Origin of the sequence: Dysgonomonas sp. UBA7630 (assembly GCF_002483985.1) — a bacterium.
Classification (GTDB): domain Bacteria; phylum Bacteroidota; class Bacteroidia; order Bacteroidales; family Dysgonomonadaceae; genus Dysgonomonas.
This window is the reverse complement of the sequence record NZ_DLIY01000006.1, coordinates 75,906-92,002: the sequence shown is the minus strand read 5'-3', so window position 1 is coordinate 92,002 and position 16,097 is coordinate 75,906. Positions and strand designations below refer to the sequence as shown.

Genomic DNA, 16,097 nt, shown 5'->3' with positions numbered 1-16,097 from the left:
CGTTATGAAATTCTATGTAATAGGTATAGATGATAATCAAAGCCAATATTTCAACCCAGAAGTACTGGACATTATTAATAACCATTCTGTTTTTTCAGGAGGGGCAAGACATTATGAGATTGTTAAGCCTCTTTTACCGGAAAGCTCATCTTGGATAAATATAACAATACCTTTATCTGCTGTTTTTGAACAATACAGTAGATATAAAGAAATTGTAGTTTTTGCTTCAGGTGACCCGCTGTTTTTTGGTTTTGCAAATACAATTAAACGAGAAATGCCGGATGCAGAAATTGTTCTTTATCCATTTTTCAATTCTTTGCAATTGTTGGCACACCGTTTACTGATACCTTATCAGGATATGCATATCGTCTCACTTACAGGCCGGGCATGGGATAAATTTGATGAAGCACTAATTCTGGGATATAATATGATCGGTGTACTAACCGATAATAAAGAGCATACACCATCTGCGATTATTCAACGAATGCTTGACTATGGTTATGACAACTACAAGGTTAGTATTGGCGAATTATTGGGAAATAAAGAAAAAGAGAAAATCACAACATGGGAACTAAAAGATGTTCTAGATAAAAAATTTTCTTTTCCGAACAATCTTATTCTAAAAAAGACAACCAGCCGATACCGCCCTTTGGGCATTCCCGAAAATGATTTTCATCTTTTGAATGGACGTGCAAAAATGATAACCAAAATGCCTATACGTTTGTTGTCTCTTAGTTTGTTGGAGTTGAGAGATAAAACAGTTTTGTGGGATATCGGATTTTGTACAGGTTCTGTCTCTATCGAGGCAAAGATGCAGTTTCCACACCTTAAAGTATTGGCTTTTGAGAAGAGGGAGGAAGGCAAAGAGTTAATAGAAAGTAACTCCAGTAAGTTCGGAGTCCCTGGTATTTATTCCTTTATAGGAGATTTTACCGATATGGATATTACTGCTTTGCCAACACCCGATGCGGTATTTATAGGAGGGCATGGAGGTAAGATGAATGAAATAATGAGAAAGATATCTACTGTTATCAACCCTGAAGGAGTGATTGTATTCAACTCAGTATCGGTAGATAGTAAAGAAATGTTTCTTCAAGCGATCGAAAAGAACAATCTGCAATTGGAACAATATATTGCCATCAAGGTTGACGACTTTAATACGATAGAAGTAATGAAAGCTAAAAAAATATCAAAATGAAGAATGCTATAATATTAACATCAGAAAGTAGTTTGCAAATAGCCAGAACTATTCAAAACGAACTAGGTAAAACTGTAATATTCACCAAAGCCGACATTGAAGGAACAATTCAGATATCATCTATAAGTGGTTGTATAAGTGATATTTTTGATGAAGTAAAATCAATTCTTTTTATCGGAGCAATGGGAATCTGTGTACGGAGTATTGCTCCATATATAAAAGATAAGCATACCGATCCTGCCATTGTAAATATAGATAGTACCGGGAAGTATGTTATCTCTGTTCTTTCCGGCCATGTGGGAAGAGCAAATGACCTGACTCAACGTATTGCTCATATATTAGGAGCTGAGGCTATTCTTACCACTCAGAGCGATAATACCAACTTGTGGGCATTAGATATCCTTGGCGAAAAATATGGATGGACAACTACATCAAATACCGCTAACTTCAATGAGCCGTTAACTACTTTTGTCAATAAAAAAACGACAGCTCTCCTACTCGATATAAATGATGAAGGAACTCAATATCTCGAACGTACAATCCCTGAACATGTAAAGGTATATTATAGCTATAAGGATATTAATCTATCTGAATATAAGCTCCTGATTGCCGTTACACCTTATCTCTATCCACTAACAGATATTCAGACAATTTATTATCACCCGAAAGTTTTACACCTGGGCGTCGGTTGTCGTAAGGAGTGTAAGCCTGATGGTATCAGCGAATATATAATAGAAGCCTTAAATAACAATAATATAGCTATAGCTTCTATTAAAGATGTTTCATCGATAGATATAAAGAAAGATGAACCTTTGCTAAAAGTACTTCAATCTCATCTTAAGAGTATTCCTGTAAATATTTACACAGCGAATGAATTGAGAGATATTGAAGTTGCTAATCCATCCGAAAAGGTTGAAGAAGTAACAACTGTGACAAGTGTAGCTGAATCTTCAGCTATAAAAAGCGCAGGTGGAGGCTCTCTTATACTGGAAAAACAAAAGGGAAAACTGAGCGACGGGAATGATTTTACATTTGCCATAGCAATAGACAGAAAGGCAATTCGTCAGGGACATATTGAGATTGTTGGAGCAGGTCCGGGTGACCCTGATTTAATTTCAGTTAAAGGGCGTCATTTCTTAGAAGCAGCCGATCTTATTCTATATGCGGGAAGTCTTGTACCTGTAGAACTGACTTTTTGTGCTAAACAGGGAGCGACAGTGCGGAGTTCTGCTTCTATGGATTTAGAAGAACAGTTTGAGATAATGAAAGAGTTCTATGATAAGGGTAAACTCATTGTCCGTTTACATACGGGAGATCCGTGTATCTATGGTGCTATTCAAGAGCAAATGGCTTTCTTCGACAAGTATAATATGTCTTACCATATTACGCCGGGTATATCTTCTTTTCTAGCTGCCGCCGCTGCTTTAGAATCTCAATTTACTATCCCTGAAAAAATACAGACAATCATTCTGACAAGAGGAGAAGGACGAACATCTATACCAGAAAAAGAAAAGTTGCATTTGCTGGCACGTTCACAAAGTACAATGTGTATTTTCTTGAGTGCGTCAATCGTAGATCAGGTTCAGCAGGAACTTATGGAACATTATCCACCCGAAACCCCTGTTGCGGCTTGTTATAAGCTGACATGGAAAGACGAAAAGATATACCGTGGAGAATTAAAAGACTTAGCTAAAATTGTCAAAGAAAATGAACTAACCTTGACAACAATGATAGTTGTAGGAGAAGCTATCGGAAATCGTCAGGGATTGTCTAAACTTTATTCACATCAGTTCAAACACTTGTTTCGGTCTTAGATAAAGCTCATTGCTTAATATTACCGAACTCATCAATTAATAAGATATCTAATGTGCCATTGGGAAATAAAGTAATACATACCTGATGGCACTTTCTTACTATCAGCGAAAAGAATGTAGCTTCTGTTTCAGGAATAACATCCCATAACTGTCGTGCCATGGTTATCTGTTGTATAGCGTCTATTGTAGCCTCTGAACAACCGGCTTCTTTCGCTAAAGCCAAAATAAACTCCTTATTCATAATTACCTTTTTACTATGGGTATCTAATGAACCTTCTGCTAATTTCACAGCTTTACCTATCATTATTCCCATTGTAAGGCGCTCAAAGCCTAATTCTGAAGCAGCAATAATCGTTTCTCCGATAAAGTTACCATAATGAATAAATGCCTGTGGAGGCAAATTGGGATATTGTTGTTTCACAAATCGTTCACTTTTAGCACCCGAATTGACAACCACATTCTTACATCCTAATGCTTTGGCAACGTGCATTTCGCGACGGATAGAGGCTATAAAGGCTTCCGAGGAAAAGGGTTTTACAATGCCCGATGTTCCGATAATGGATATACCTCCTGTTATTCCAAGCTTTGGATTAAATGTTCTTAATGCAATTTCTTCACCTTTCGGTACAGATATCGTAACGTCTATTCCTGTCTTTAAATTCTGTTCCGGCAATTTATCCTGATAATGGCGCATAACTTTGAAAAGTTCTCGCTTCATCATCATTCGGGGAGTCTTATTAATAGCAGGCCCTCCTATTTCAAGACCTAAACCGGGTAAGGTAACTACTCCAACTCCTTTTCCTTGAAGAAAGCGAACTCCTTTGTGTTCATGAGTTAATTGTACAGTAGATACTATCTCGTGTCCGTTAGTAACATCTGGATCGTCTCCTGCATCCTTTATCACAGAGCAACTCGCAAGATTATCTTCTAATATAGTCGAATAAATGGAAAGTTTTATCCATTCTCCATTTGGAAGAGTTATGCTGATTTCTGTTTGATTTTCCTTGGTTAATAATGCAGTTAAAGCAGCTTTAGTTGCAGCCGTAGCACACGTGCCGGTAGTGTATCCGGTTTTAAGATCGAAGAATTCAGGCAGAAGTTTTTCTATCTGCTTCCTTAATCCGTTCTCTCCATAGACTGATATAAAATCAGGAGATAGAGCCGGACGTTTCACGACAAGAACGGGAATATTGAGTTTTCGGGCTGCGATAACCTTCTCTTTGAAGCCACCGGATTCGCCGCTCTCTTTTGTTATAATTGCCTGAGGTTTAAACTTCTCAAAGAGTAAGGTTTCATCTTCACCTTGTTGATAATATAAAACTTGTTCTATAGGGAAACTCTCTTTCTGGATAATAGAGCGTGATTCGTCTCTATCTAATATTCTGAACCAGCAATTATGCTTCTGCCAGTAGGGTTTTAGTTTAGCGACAGTATTTACGCCGGTTAGGGCAAGCAAATTATCTATATTATTTTTCTCTAGATATTCAATACCTTCATTATAGGACTCGAACCAAAGCAAATCTTTTTCATGTTTGGGATAGTTACGTTCATATCTGACAACCGGGATATTCAATTCTCGAGATGCTTTTGCTATATTCTGATGCAATATTTCTGCAAAAGGATGTGCGGCATCTACAATCAGCTTTATAGTTTTCTCTTTGCTAAAATCGATTATATCTTTCTCATCTAAACCTCCGGTAATATGAGTGCCATGTGTTGTTTCTATTTTCTGTGATTTGGTTTTAGTTGAATAATAGAAATGCTTGGCTGCACTTTCACAAACGGCGACCACTTTACGGCCTTCTGTCGTTCCTCCGAATATAAGTATCATATCATGATCTGGTTTAAGAGTTCTTCTATACTTGTAATTGCTATAGGTAATTGATCCTGTTTGTACAGTAAAATGCTGTTCTCCTTAATTTCGACAGATAAGTCAGATTCAATATCACGTGAAGCTAAAATCCCATTTCGTAAAAAAGCTTTACGGATCATAGCATATATTTGCCCATGCCCTATAACCTTTATTTGCTTGTTAAAATCATTCTCTACTCTAAACAAACCTGTATATTGGTCAAATACAATGCCTTTGCGAGCAAAGAAGTTACTCAGATTTCCATCTAAAGATAAGTCTTCGGGAGTACCTATCTGAATCCCGTGTTCACTATCCATCAACCATATTTTGTCTGCTATCTGCAAAGCCAGATCGAGATCGTGGGTAGATAAGAAGATTGTCTTATTTGTTTTGCGAGATAACTGATGTAATAATTGCATCAGTTCTACTTTGCTTGGAAAATCGAGAAATGCAGTAGGTTCATCCAGAAGAATAATCGGAGTCTCCTGTGCAAGAGCTTTAGCAATCATTACTTTTTGGCGCTCTCCGTCACTTAGTGTGTCAACCATTCGCTCAGATAGATTTTCTATTTTTACGAGCGAAATAGCCTCTTCTATCTTTTTCTTATCTTCTTGCGCTAACTTTCCCCAGAAACCAGTATATGGACTTCTTCCTAGCCCAATTAGTTGATAAGATGTCATATTTTTTATTTCGAATTTCTCAGTCAATACGACTCCAATTAATGTCGCTAGCTCTTTTTCAGAATATTCCTCTACTTTTTTCCCATGAATAATGATATCACCCGACAATTTGGGTTGAAAGGCGGTTAGCGTCCTCAACAAAGTAGATTTGCCAATACCGTTTGCACCCAACAGGCAGGTAAGTTCTCCGCTGCATATATCAGAAGTTATATGTTCGGCTATCACCTTTATATTCTTTTGTGATGAATAACCTATAGCAAGGTCTTTTAGCTCTATTGTCTTTTTTTTCTTATGCATAACTTTAACTGACTTCATTTTTGCGTTTACCGAATAAGACGGAAATCACAATAGGTGCGCAAATCAATGCTGTTACCGAATTGATAGGTAATGCCCCTTCGAATCCCGGCATACGAGCCACCAAATTACAAAACAGAGCCAGAGAAGCACCAGTAAGGGTTACAGCAGGCATGAGTATCCGATGGTCGGATGAAACAAAAATAGTTCTGCACAGGTGAGGTACAGCCAGTCCCAAAAAAACGATAGGCCCGCAGTAAGCTGTTACGATAGCAGTAATGATGCACGAACAAACAATAACATAGAGCCGGGCTTGTTTTACATTCAATCCAAGGTTACGTGCATAGCCGTCGCCTAAAAGTATCAGATTGAGAGTCTTTTTCAATAGGAATGAAAGAGGTATTAATACAATCATGATGCCTACAAAAGTATACACTTGATTACCTGAAACTTTAGAAAAACTACCCAAGCCCCATATTACATAAGCTCTTACATCTTCATCGTTACTAAAGAATTTCAGAACTCCAATAATAGCTGTTGAAATATACCCTATCATAACGCCGATAATAAGTAGGATAACGTTTCCTCTTACAAACCGAGAAATAGTTATAATGTTAATCATTATAGCCAAAGCACCTGCTACTGCCGCTATAGATATTGCTATCTCGCCAAACAATCCCATCTTGATCAGTGCCGTTCCTCCAACACTACCTGAAAGCAGGATAATAAAAGCTACACCCAAACTTGCACCAGAGCTAATCCCTAGTTCGGACGGTCCGGCTAAAGGATTGCGAAATAGTGTCTGCATCTGTAATCCACTAATGGATAATCCGGCGCCAGCAACTAAGGCTGTGATGGTTTGAGGGAAACGGGATCTCCAGATAATATTCTCCCAGATTATAGATTCTTCCTTTATTCCGAATAGAATATTCCAAACGGAACCCACTGGTATGGAAATTGTGCCCAATACCAGATTCAGAATGAAGAAAACTAGTATAGAGGTAGAAATCAGTGCAAAAACTATCAAGGGACGTTTCATTTATTTAAGTAATTCGTAATAAACAGGAATATGTTCCGGCAAAAATGATGGATGAAATATCTTTATCAAGTCGGCTAAAACTACTTCGGGCTCTACAGGAGTATTTTCATAGAAAGGTTTCTCTCGCAGATTACAATATATAAGCTTTTTATCCTTAAAAGCTTTAAAATCTGCATATCGAGCATCACTTTGTTTCAAAGCATCGTAAGTGAATGTTCCATCGTGGCTATTCACCATCCGCCAATAGTCAGTATTTGCTCCCTGCGAATAAACAGTTTCGAAATCGACATAAAAACCTCCGGATTCGTTATCATTTTTCATAAAATAATCGGCTCCTGAATCTCTGAATAGCTGTGCGAGATAGCTGTTTCCTCCAACTACATACCAGTTACCCGAATGTAACTCACCGCTCAATACAGTAGGACGTTTTGAAACAGAAGCAGACAATGCTTTTAATTTATTATACTTGTTTTCTATATCGTCAAACTGTTTATTGGCTTGTTCTTCTATTCCTAATAGCATAGCAATGAACTTAATCCATTCAGCCTGTCCCAAAGGAGAACTTTCTTTATATCCTAAAAAACTAATTAATGGTATATCCAGGTTTCGAATCGCATCATATCCCCCTTTTTTGAATGGTGAAACAAGTATAATATCCGGATTTAGGGCGAGAATTGCCTCATTATCAAATTCACCTTCTATACCGATTTTACGAGTCTTACCTTCTTTAAGTTGCTTATTCATTTGTTCATTAAAAAGAAAGCGAGTGCTGGTTATCCCTACAACCTTATCCAATGCCTTGAGCTTAATAAAGTTTGACAGTTGCAGTGTGGTCATGCAAATTACACTGCGGATAGGTATTTCTATTATCTGATAATCAGCAGGTATGCCCTCTTTGTTGCTCCCTTTATTGACCAGAGCATATTTGTAATGCATATCGCTCTCCCCGGATGGATCGGTTATATCAACTAATTTATAGTTTTCGGAACTAGTCACTTTGAAGCCTTTGGCATATTTAATATTCATAGAACCTGCAGTGTTTCGATCTCCGATAGTTTTTGCATTCTTATTTTGATTACAGCCCGAAAATGCAATAACCAGAGTAAATAAGATAAAAAGTAGTTTTTTCATCCAGATTATTCTTTTGTAATTATTAATAGTGAGAAATAAGGAAATTTACGATCTATTATTTCAGGTATATCCTGCGTATAGAATTCTTTTTCTTTAATTCCTACATTCTCAAAATAATGTATTTCCACTTTATCTATTGAAGACATAGCCTGCTTTATAGCCTGTTCCGATTGAGAAGGTTTCATTATCACGATAGAGTTTCCTGTTGCTATTCTTGTCGTTAAATCATTGGATGATATTATCCCGGGAATGATATGCAATTCTTCTTCTTGTTTGGCTATATGGATATTGGCAAGGGCTGCACAGGCAATAAACGCCGGGATGCCGGCGATACGTTCTGTAGGAATATTTTTTGATATAAGATTATCTGATATATAATGAGTTGAAGAGTAAAATCCTGCATCTCCTTCTGCTACTACAACTATTTTTAATCTTTTCACATAATGCTTTTCTATAAGCTCAGCAACTTCCTTATAGCAGAGTATTGCATGCGATCGATCTTTACTCATAGGTACATCAAAAAGAGAAATAACGGAATCATTAATATTCAGTTCCAATAAAATATCACGGCTACGAGATGACATATTTCCGACTGGTGAAACAGTCGAGGGGCAGAGGATAATATCTGCTTGTTGCAAAGCGTTTAAGGCTTTTAGGCTTATAAGTTCGGCATCACCTGGCCCAAGAGATACAAATGTAACGAAATCAGACATATTTATTTTAAATTATTATAGTTACAATATGCTTAATTCAACAAAAGGTAAGCAACTGAATACCTGTAGTAGTTACAATAAATATGTTTAGAGATACGGATTTTGTATGTTCGTATATTCCGCAGCATACCAATACTGCCTTCAAAAATATGTAATGCCTCATATCTTATTTTATTATTGTAAAAAACTAATAAAATAAAACAACGAGTTTCCTGAAAATTAATAAAATAGCAATGAATACAAGATGTATTGCACAACCACTTCTATCCCTGGAAGCTTGGTGTTTATTTGTCAGATCTGGCAGGTCTTCTGGCTATCCTCCGGTTAAAAGCCTTCCCATTTCTTTCGAAACAGTGGCATGGAATTTTCAACCGATTTTATGAGAAATTACAGCTGCAGGTACAGCCCCGGATTCACACCGGGTTCCCTTTTATTACAACTTCACGATTTTGAAATTGCAATACCGAATCTGAGTGCAAAGGTATTAATATTTTTTATTTTGAAGCCCAAATTTCAACTTCAATTTTAAGCTCTGGTAAACCTAATGCCTTCACATAAGCAATAGTCATAGATGGGTATATTGTACCAAATAGATTTTCCCATCTTGCGTCAAAAAAATCCCAAACAATTTCTTCTGTAGCCCAGATATTGACTTTTATAACATCGTCTGAAGTTAAATTCTGACTTTCCAGAATTTGTTCAATATTCCTAAATGTATTGTATACCTGTTCATTCATACTATCAGGAATAACTCCATAATTATCAGCTCCAATCTGTCCGGAGAAAGTGTATAGAGTTGAATTTTTAGGAATTATAGTCACATGTGAATATTTTCCAATAGGCTTTGATATATTCTCGGGATTTAATCTGACGATTCTTTTGATTTTATCACTATTCATTTCAATTTTTCTTTAAATAAACAATTCAAATACCAAAGCGGTATTTCTTTTGTAATGCAAAAGTATAGGTCGTGTATTATTTGAAATTGGATAAAACCGACAACTCTCAGAAAAAGAAATACAATAGTTCTCGTAAATTGGATTGTAGAAAGAACACATCGCTAGCAAATTCTAGATAAGCCATTGAGGAAAGTTAGCTAAATACTCTTTTGAGTTTAGTATGAAATTTCTAGGATTAGTTCCTGTAAATTCTTTAAATTCCCTGTTATAGTGCGATTGATCAAAATAATCATATTGATAAGCAAGTTCTGTAAAGTTTTCAAAATTTATTTGACGCAAAGAATTTAAACCCTCTTGAAAACGCATAATCCGTGAAAATATCTTTGGTGATAATCCAACAGACTGTTTTATAATTCTTTCTAATGTTCGCTCCGACAAATTCATTTCCAATTGGACTTCTTTAAGAGTTTTTCCATTTTGTAATAATGTGGAAGCATGCACCAACTTCTTATGATTATTTTTGACTCTTTCTATTTGCTTAAGGAAGAAAGAAGAGATTAGGCTTATTTTTTCTTCTAAAGAAATTGCGTTAAGAAGTTGCTCAAGAATAGCATCTCTCACAATGTCTTCAAGTGAAATATTTTGATGATTTAACTCAAAAGCATCTAATCCAAAAATTGTTTTTAAAGCCGTTGGTTGCAAATATACGCCAATAACGCTAAAGTATCCACTAACTGTATGCTCTGTATATTTAGAATATTGCCCATATAAATACAATTGAGGCAACGCTTGTCCCTTTCTATCAAAAAACAAGTTTGGTTCTTGTTGGAATATTAATGCCGGTAGTCCATCCGGGATAATCTTAAAACATTTATCACTAGAATTATTCTTAAAGTCCTCCAATATCCAAAAATATTGGATGTAATCTTGCAGAGCCTTTATTGGAATAATTTTTTTATAAAACATTTATCTTTATATATGTAAAATAGATAATCTAAAATATGAGAGAATGTTGCACAATACATATCAATCCTAAGTAAGCGCTATTTTATATTACAAAGATAAATCTTTTAAAATGAATTAATCTTACTAATTTTTAGAATTCAAATGTTACTCCAATGGTAGGGATTATAGATGCACTCGAACGTTTCAAGTTTTTCATCTCGTAACGTTGCTCTTCTATTGGTGCTTGCGGATTTATGATATTTCCCGTACTTACAATAACATCTTGTCTTTTGAATGAACTGCGTGTTACATTCTGTAAATCGAGGTAAAGGCCAAGCATATACTTATTCAGATAAAAAGTTCTATCTACTCTCAAGTCTAGCTGAGTATATGAAGGGTTACGCAACGTATTGTATTGAGTATAGTCGAGATAAGGTTTTCCCGAAGCATTCCAAGCCAAAACCAGCGAGGATTTGTCTTGATCGTAAGGAGTAAAAGGTGCTCCACCTATCGATTTTATCTTTGCTCCTACACTCCAATTAGAATTAAAATAATAAGTTCCTGTAAGATTAAATATATAGCCATTATCCCATGCCGAAGGAAGGTACTTGCCTTCTTTTTTTGCAAATTGACTTTTGAATAAAGTGAATGAAGATAAAACATTTACTTTACGTGCTACCACCCACCTAGCTAACAATTCTACTCCGTAGCTTTTACCTTTTGCATCCGATACAAGTAGTTCGTTGCCTATAGCTCCGTAGTCGTCACCCTTACTCATCAAAGGAATGCCGTCTTGCACAGATAAAGGCATATTGTTGTAATATTTATAAAAACCTTCCAGAGATATTTCGAAATTCTTTATCGACTGATAATTGAAGCCTGCCGACACCTGATCAACACGCATATAATCCAACCCCTTGTTTACAAACATACCATTGTTATCTTTCAATCCCATTGCTGTAAGAGGTGGAAGCTGGAAGTAACGTCCGATATTAGCGTTGGCATTCAAGTTAGCTATAAGCCTATATGATAAAGATAGACGGGGCGAAATCTGATTGAACATTTGCTTGGTATTATGTGAATAAGATGCAGCATCTAACCTTATTCCAAAAGATGATTTGAATCTCTCATTTGTTGAAACATAATCTATATTTGAGAATAAACCCCATTTGAAAAAGTTTAGTTCTGTATCATATTGGAGAGACGTTTCTTTATCGTTATTAAAAAATACCTGAAAACTATTATTGCTATATTGCACGTAATCTATATTTAGTCCTGTATTAATTTTCCATTGACCAAGCGGCGTAAGGTTTTCGAATCTAAGTTTCGATTCTTGTTCCAACGATTTATATTTTAACCTTAGCATATCAGGGTCGTTATTCAAATTGTCCTGATATTTCGTGTTACGGTTATTCAGATAACTATGGCTGAGAGCAAGAGTCTGTCTATTACGTTTGTTGTAATGTTTATAAACTGCACCCAAGGTAAAAGTTTCCTGCTTTATTGTTGGCAAATAGCCTAGTATGTATTCGGCATCTTCTGTAGTAGCTTTATTATTTAGCTTCATATCATCTATTGCACCAACACCTATAAATGTAAGCTCGTTAGTGGGTGACAATTGAGTTTTTATCTTGAACAGGGCATCATTGTATGTCGGCAAGAAAGGGAGCCCTATGAGATCGAAAAGAAGTTGCAGATAAGATCGCCTTATGGATACTGTATATGTTGTCTTTTTACTTAAAGGTCCATTGGCTGTCGCAGACGCTTCCGATGCGCCTAAAGTTGCTTTGAAAGATTGCTTTTCCGGATTTCCATCAGCTAATTTGAAGCTTACGACAGAGCTTAATGCATCGCTACTGTACGAAGGAAAAGCTGCTGTATAGAAGTTTACTTCCTTGATCAAATCTGCACTTATGATACTTACAGGCCCTCCAGAAGCTCCTTGTGTACTAAAATGATTAATGTTAGGTATTTCTATACCATCCAGAAAGAAACTATTTTCGGAAGGTCCACCGCCTCTTACAATTAAATCGTTTCGGTAACCTCCTGGTGAGAAAGCTACACCCGGATAAGATTGTACAATGCGGGATATATCGCGGTTAGCTCCAGGGCTTTTTTCTATTTCCTGTGTACTTATAACATGTAATCCAACCGGGCTTTCAATTGAACGCCTGAAAGGCATAGGATAAACATTAACATCGGCTAACTCATTTTTATTTTCTTCTAATTCAACGATTATTTGTAAATCTTTTACAGTTAATAAATACTCAGGGGTTTGTTCAGCTTTATACCCAACAAATGATACTAGAAGGGTATAAGGTCCGGGTAATAGATTTTCAATAGAAAAACGCCCTTCTTCATCTGTTTGTGTACCAATAGTCGTACCCTTTACTATTATACTGGCATAAGGAATAGGGCTTCTGTCTCCTTTGTCTATGACTGTTCCCTTTAATGAATGCTTCTGCTGAGAGAATACACTAATACTAAAAAGTGATATAAATACAAATAATATCGTTTTCATAAATATTTAATAAGCGAATTAATTAAAACTCACAAATTCAACATTTAGATAAAGAAATTAGTTCACAATTTATATAACTATGAGAATCTTTTACTACATGTATTCTCTTTGCAAATTAATATAAGTATAATCGGAGATAGCACTATTTCTGTTTTACGGAACGACTTAATGTCAGATACCCTAACACTCCGCCTATGATAGAAGCTGCAAAAATACCAATTTTTGCTTGTACCATATATTCAGGATGAGTGAATGCGAGTGATGTGATAAATAATGACATGGTAAAACCGATAGATGCGAGTAGGCTTATACCTAGTAGGTTATGCACATTCATTCCTTCCGGAAAAGGAGCAACCTTTAATTTAATAAGTAAAAGCGTAAAACCTACGACTCCCAACACTTTTCCTAATAACAGACCTAGTGCCACACCTAAAGCTATATTTGTGCTGAATAGCTGCTCTATATCAATGTTTAGGGAAACTCCCGCATTCGCTAAAGCAAATATCGGAATTATAACGAAAGTCACTAAAGGATGCATTCTGTGCTCTAAGCGTTGCAACGGAGGAATTGCTTTATTCGTGTCTATTTTTATTTCTTCCAGTAAATGCAACTGATCATTTGTAAGTGTCGGAATTTCACTTTTAGGATCGACTTCTATAAATTTATTCAGATATTTCTTTATTCGTTCAACAAATAGATTTTCTTTTATTTTGACATCTGCAGGAATCATGAAAGCTGCAATAACAGAAGCTATTGTAGCGTGAACACCCGATAGCAAGAATGATGTCCATACCCCAAGAATTCCCAATATAGCATAAAACAAAATACTTCTGACTCCCATTTTATTGCCAACAAACATGATAAACGCAAATCCGAAACCTGTGGCAAGGCTTATAAAAGAGATATCGGAGGTATAAAAAAATGCAATAACCAAAACAGCTCCCAAATCATCAACAATGGCGAGAGCCGTAAGAAAGACTTTCAATGATATAGGTATTTTGCTCCCCAACAGATACAAAATCCCCAGAGCAAAAGCAATATCAGTAGCCATCGGAATGCCCCAGCCATGATGAACTTCTCCTGATGGATTAAGACTTATATAAATGAGCGCGGGAACAAGCATGCCTCCTATTGCAGCTCCGATTGGTAAAAGAGCTTTACGAGGATTGGACAGCTCCCCTCCTACTATTTCCCGTTTAAGTTCTAGCCCAACAACAAAGAAAAATACGGCCATCAGGCCATCGTTGATCCAATGATGGATACTATATTCAAAAAAAGGGATGCCATTAAATACAAATCCTAATTTATGTTCTAAAAAATGAAAATAATCTTCCGACCAAGAAGAATTAGCAAGAATCATTGCAATTATAACACTTAGCCCAAGAACGATCCCTCCCGCCTTTTCTTGTAATATAAACCTTTGAATGGGCTGAACAACCTTGTCTATGGGTTCTTTTTTTTCTTCTGTCATCGATATAGTTTTTTATGAGAATGTTTTATCTACAATAAAATGTACCTTAGTTGTAAACTTAAGTAAAAGTCAAAAATAAAAATATTTTTCTACTTCATATATTTTTTAACATTTATCGACATTTAAGATCTTTAATGTTTACAACCCCTTTTTCTAAATGAATTTATGGTCTCTGATAAGACTAACCAATAGACACAAAGTCGTGATTTATAATATAAATCACGACTTTGTTAGTTATATAATCTAATTACAAGTTAATCGTTCCCTTTTATGAATTTGGCTACTTCTCGAACTTCGACACTACCGCCAATTTTGAAAATAGGATTAGCTTTGGCAATCTCTACTGCTTCATCAATTGTTTCTGCATTTATGACTACATATCCTGTTACAATCTCTGTACCTTCTGAATGAGCACTATTTACAATATTTCCATTCGAATGAATTGTTTTTGCTCCTGAGGGGGATAAGGTATTTCCTTTATCGGATACTTTATTTTGCTTCATTAGACTACTGAACCATTCCATTCTTTCTTTCACTTGTTCTGGAGATGGTTTTATCTCCGAATCTTTATTTAATCTGAATATCAATAGAAAATCTTTCATATCATACATTTTATTAATATTTAAAACAAATACAAATATAAAGATGTCAATAAGAAATATATCAGCACTTTTAGGCCTGTTTTCGGTACTTTTTAAGAAAAGTACTAGGAGAAAGTCCTGTTTTTTTCTTAAAAATTCGGGCAAAATACGAAGAATCTTCAAATCCAATCTGATAAGTGATTTCACTTATATTGCAGTCGGAGTATATCAATAGCCGTTTAGCTTCAGTTATCTTAAGATTAAGTAGATATTGCTTGGATGAGATACCAAGAATCTTTTTACATGTTTCATTCAATTTCTCTTCTCGTACATTTAGTTTATTTGCATAATGGGAGATTGTATATAATTTCGAATAATCGGATAGAATTAACTCTTTAAATTGCTCTATTAGTGTATTACTTTGGTATGTTTTTACCTGCTTCCTTTTGGCTATCCTATATAATAAGCGAGAATAGTATAAGAGCCCAGCTTTTATATTTTCTTCTGATGCATCATCTTTATAAAGTAGTTCTTTTTTTATATCCTCAAGAATAGATAAGTGAAGCGATACATCAACATTGTCGATATCAATATAAGGGGAGCTATAGCTCAAATTCATATCTAAACCGGCTAATTGGTCTATAAAAATAATATATCCCTGTACATTATCATAGAAGCTCCAATTATGAATCTGCTTAGGAGCAACGTAAAATACTCTCTGTGGTCTTATTGTGTATTCTTCAGAATCAATCACATAAAATCCGCTTCCATGAGTAAACCAAACAAAAGAAAAAAAAGAGTGGCTATGGGGCCATTCGATCTCTACATTTTCTCCTGATTCGAAATGCCTTATAAAAAATGATTTTGATAAGGCATTATCAGGAAGAGCATCTGCCATAGCGTATTCTTTTATCATACGTGATTGTTTATACAGGAATATTCTCTGTTTATTTAATACT

13 protein-coding genes and 1 riboswitch are annotated in these 16,097 nt (G+C 35.6%); of the genes, 2 read left to right on the top strand and 11 right to left on the bottom strand.

Annotated elements, in window-relative coordinates; all coding sequences use genetic code 11:
• Positions 1-4 precede the first annotated feature (4 nt).
• Both cbiE and cobM read left to right on the top strand, forming a co-directional pair.
• Complete coding sequence (gene cbiE / locus B3P17_RS02905; RefSeq protein ID WP_252637377.1) at positions 5-1,198, top strand: precorrin-6y C5,15-methyltransferase (decarboxylating) subunit CbiE; 1,194 nt, start codon at positions 5-7, stop codon at positions 1,196-1,198.
• Positions 1,195-3,012 (top strand): precorrin-4 C(11)-methyltransferase, encoded by a 1,818-nt coding sequence (cobM, locus tag B3P17_RS02900; protein ID WP_252637375.1) that lies wholly within the window; start codon positions 1,195-1,197, stop codon positions 3,010-3,012. The genes cbiE and cobM overlap by 4 nt, the downstream gene beginning before the upstream one ends.
• Before the next feature lie 7 nt (positions 3,013-3,019).
• Here cobM and cbiD read toward each other — a convergent pair whose 3' ends face one another.
• From cbiD to B3P17_RS02845, 11 genes are all read right to left on the bottom strand, one after another.
• Positions 3,020-4,843: a cobalt-precorrin-5B (C(1))-methyltransferase CbiD gene (cbiD, locus tag B3P17_RS02895; RefSeq protein ID WP_291103228.1), complete on the bottom strand. Its 1,824-nt coding sequence runs from the start codon at positions 4,841-4,843 to the stop codon at positions 3,020-3,022.
• Complete coding sequence (locus B3P17_RS02890; protein ID WP_252637372.1) at positions 4,840-5,841, bottom strand: ABC transporter ATP-binding protein; 1,002 nt, start codon at positions 5,839-5,841, stop codon at positions 4,840-4,842. The genes cbiD and B3P17_RS02890 overlap by 4 nt, the downstream gene beginning before the upstream one ends.
• A gap of 4 nt (positions 5,842-5,845) precedes the next feature.
• On the bottom strand, positions 5,846-6,877 hold the full coding sequence (locus B3P17_RS02885) for an iron ABC transporter permease (RefSeq protein ID WP_291103223.1): 1,032 nt from the start codon (positions 6,875-6,877) through the stop codon (positions 5,846-5,848).
• Positions 6,878-8,008 (bottom strand): ABC transporter substrate-binding protein, encoded by a 1,131-nt coding sequence (locus B3P17_RS02880; protein ID WP_252637369.1) that lies wholly within the window; start codon positions 8,006-8,008, stop codon positions 6,878-6,880.
• A gap of 5 nt (positions 8,009-8,013) precedes the next feature.
• Complete coding sequence (locus B3P17_RS02875; protein ID WP_252637368.1) at positions 8,014-8,721, bottom strand: precorrin-2 C(20)-methyltransferase; 708 nt, start codon at positions 8,719-8,721, stop codon at positions 8,014-8,016.
• A gap of 282 nt (positions 8,722-9,003) precedes the next feature.
• Positions 9,004-9,204, bottom strand: a riboswitch (cobalamin riboswitch).
• Positions 9,205-9,215: 11 nt separating this feature from the next.
• Positions 9,216-9,620: a RidA family protein gene (locus tag B3P17_RS02870; protein WP_291103218.1), complete on the bottom strand. Its 405-nt coding sequence runs from the start codon at positions 9,618-9,620 to the stop codon at positions 9,216-9,218.
• Positions 9,621-9,791: 171 nt separating this feature from the next.
• Complete coding sequence (locus tag B3P17_RS02865) at positions 9,792-10,586, bottom strand: helix-turn-helix domain-containing protein (protein WP_252637366.1); 795 nt, start codon at positions 10,584-10,586, stop codon at positions 9,792-9,794.
• A gap of 130 nt (positions 10,587-10,716) precedes the next feature.
• Positions 10,717-13,086, bottom strand: coding sequence for a TonB-dependent receptor (locus B3P17_RS02860; protein WP_252637365.1), 2,370 nt, complete (start codon positions 13,084-13,086; stop codon positions 10,717-10,719).
• A gap of 142 nt (positions 13,087-13,228) precedes the next feature.
• Positions 13,229-14,557, bottom strand: coding sequence for a Na+/H+ antiporter NhaA (gene nhaA / locus B3P17_RS02855; RefSeq protein WP_252637364.1), 1,329 nt, complete (start codon positions 14,555-14,557; stop codon positions 13,229-13,231).
• 254 nt (positions 14,558-14,811) lie between these two features.
• Positions 14,812-15,159, bottom strand: coding sequence for a YciI family protein (locus tag B3P17_RS02850; RefSeq protein ID WP_252637363.1), 348 nt, complete (start codon positions 15,157-15,159; stop codon positions 14,812-14,814).
• Positions 15,160-15,229: 70 nt separating this feature from the next.
• Positions 15,230-16,054, bottom strand: a complete 825-nt coding sequence (locus B3P17_RS02845; protein ID WP_252637362.1) for a helix-turn-helix domain-containing protein — start codon at positions 16,052-16,054, stop codon at positions 15,230-15,232.
• Between the last annotated feature and the right edge of the window lie 43 nt (positions 16,055-16,097).

Excerpts from the sequence above, each read along its gene's own strand:
- B3P17_RS02875 (WP_252637368.1), bottom strand. The coding sequence starts at position 8,721 with ATGTCTGATTTCGTTACATTTGTATCTCTTGGGCCAGGTGATGCCGAA.
- B3P17_RS02850 (WP_252637363.1), bottom strand. The coding sequence starts at position 15,159 with ATGAAAGATTTTCTATTGATATTCAGATTAAATAAAGATTCGGAGATA.
- B3P17_RS02860 (WP_252637365.1), bottom strand. The coding sequence starts at position 13,086 with ATGAAAACGATATTATTTGTATTTATATCACTTTTTAGTATTAGTGTA.
- nhaA (WP_252637364.1), bottom strand. The coding sequence starts at position 14,557 with ATGACAGAAGAAAAAAAAGAACCCATAGACAAGGTTGTTCAGCCCATT.
- B3P17_RS02880 (WP_252637369.1), bottom strand. The coding sequence starts at position 8,008 with ATGAAAAAACTACTTTTTATCTTATTTACTCTGGTTATTGCATTTTCG.
- B3P17_RS02865 (WP_252637366.1), bottom strand. The coding sequence starts at position 10,586 with ATGTTTTATAAAAAAATTATTCCAATAAAGGCTCTGCAAGATTACATC.
- cobM (WP_252637375.1), top strand. The coding sequence starts at position 1,195 with ATGAAGAATGCTATAATATTAACATCAGAAAGTAGTTTGCAAATAGCC.
- B3P17_RS02885 (WP_291103223.1), bottom strand. The coding sequence starts at position 6,877 with ATGAAACGTCCCTTGATAGTTTTTGCACTGATTTCTACCTCTATACTA.
- cbiD (WP_291103228.1), bottom strand. The coding sequence starts at position 4,843 with ATGATACTTATATTCGGAGGAACGACAGAAGGCCGTAAAGTGGTCGCC.
- B3P17_RS02890 (WP_252637372.1), bottom strand. The coding sequence starts at position 5,841 with ATGCATAAGAAAAAAAAGACAATAGAGCTAAAAGACCTTGCTATAGGT.
- B3P17_RS02845 (WP_252637362.1), bottom strand. The coding sequence starts at position 16,054 with ATGATAAAAGAATACGCTATGGCAGATGCTCTTCCTGATAATGCCTTA.
- cbiE (WP_252637377.1), top strand. The coding sequence starts at position 5 with ATGAAATTCTATGTAATAGGTATAGATGATAATCAAAGCCAATATTTC.
- B3P17_RS02870 (WP_291103218.1), bottom strand. The coding sequence starts at position 9,620 with ATGAATAGTGATAAAATCAAAAGAATCGTCAGATTAAATCCCGAGAAT.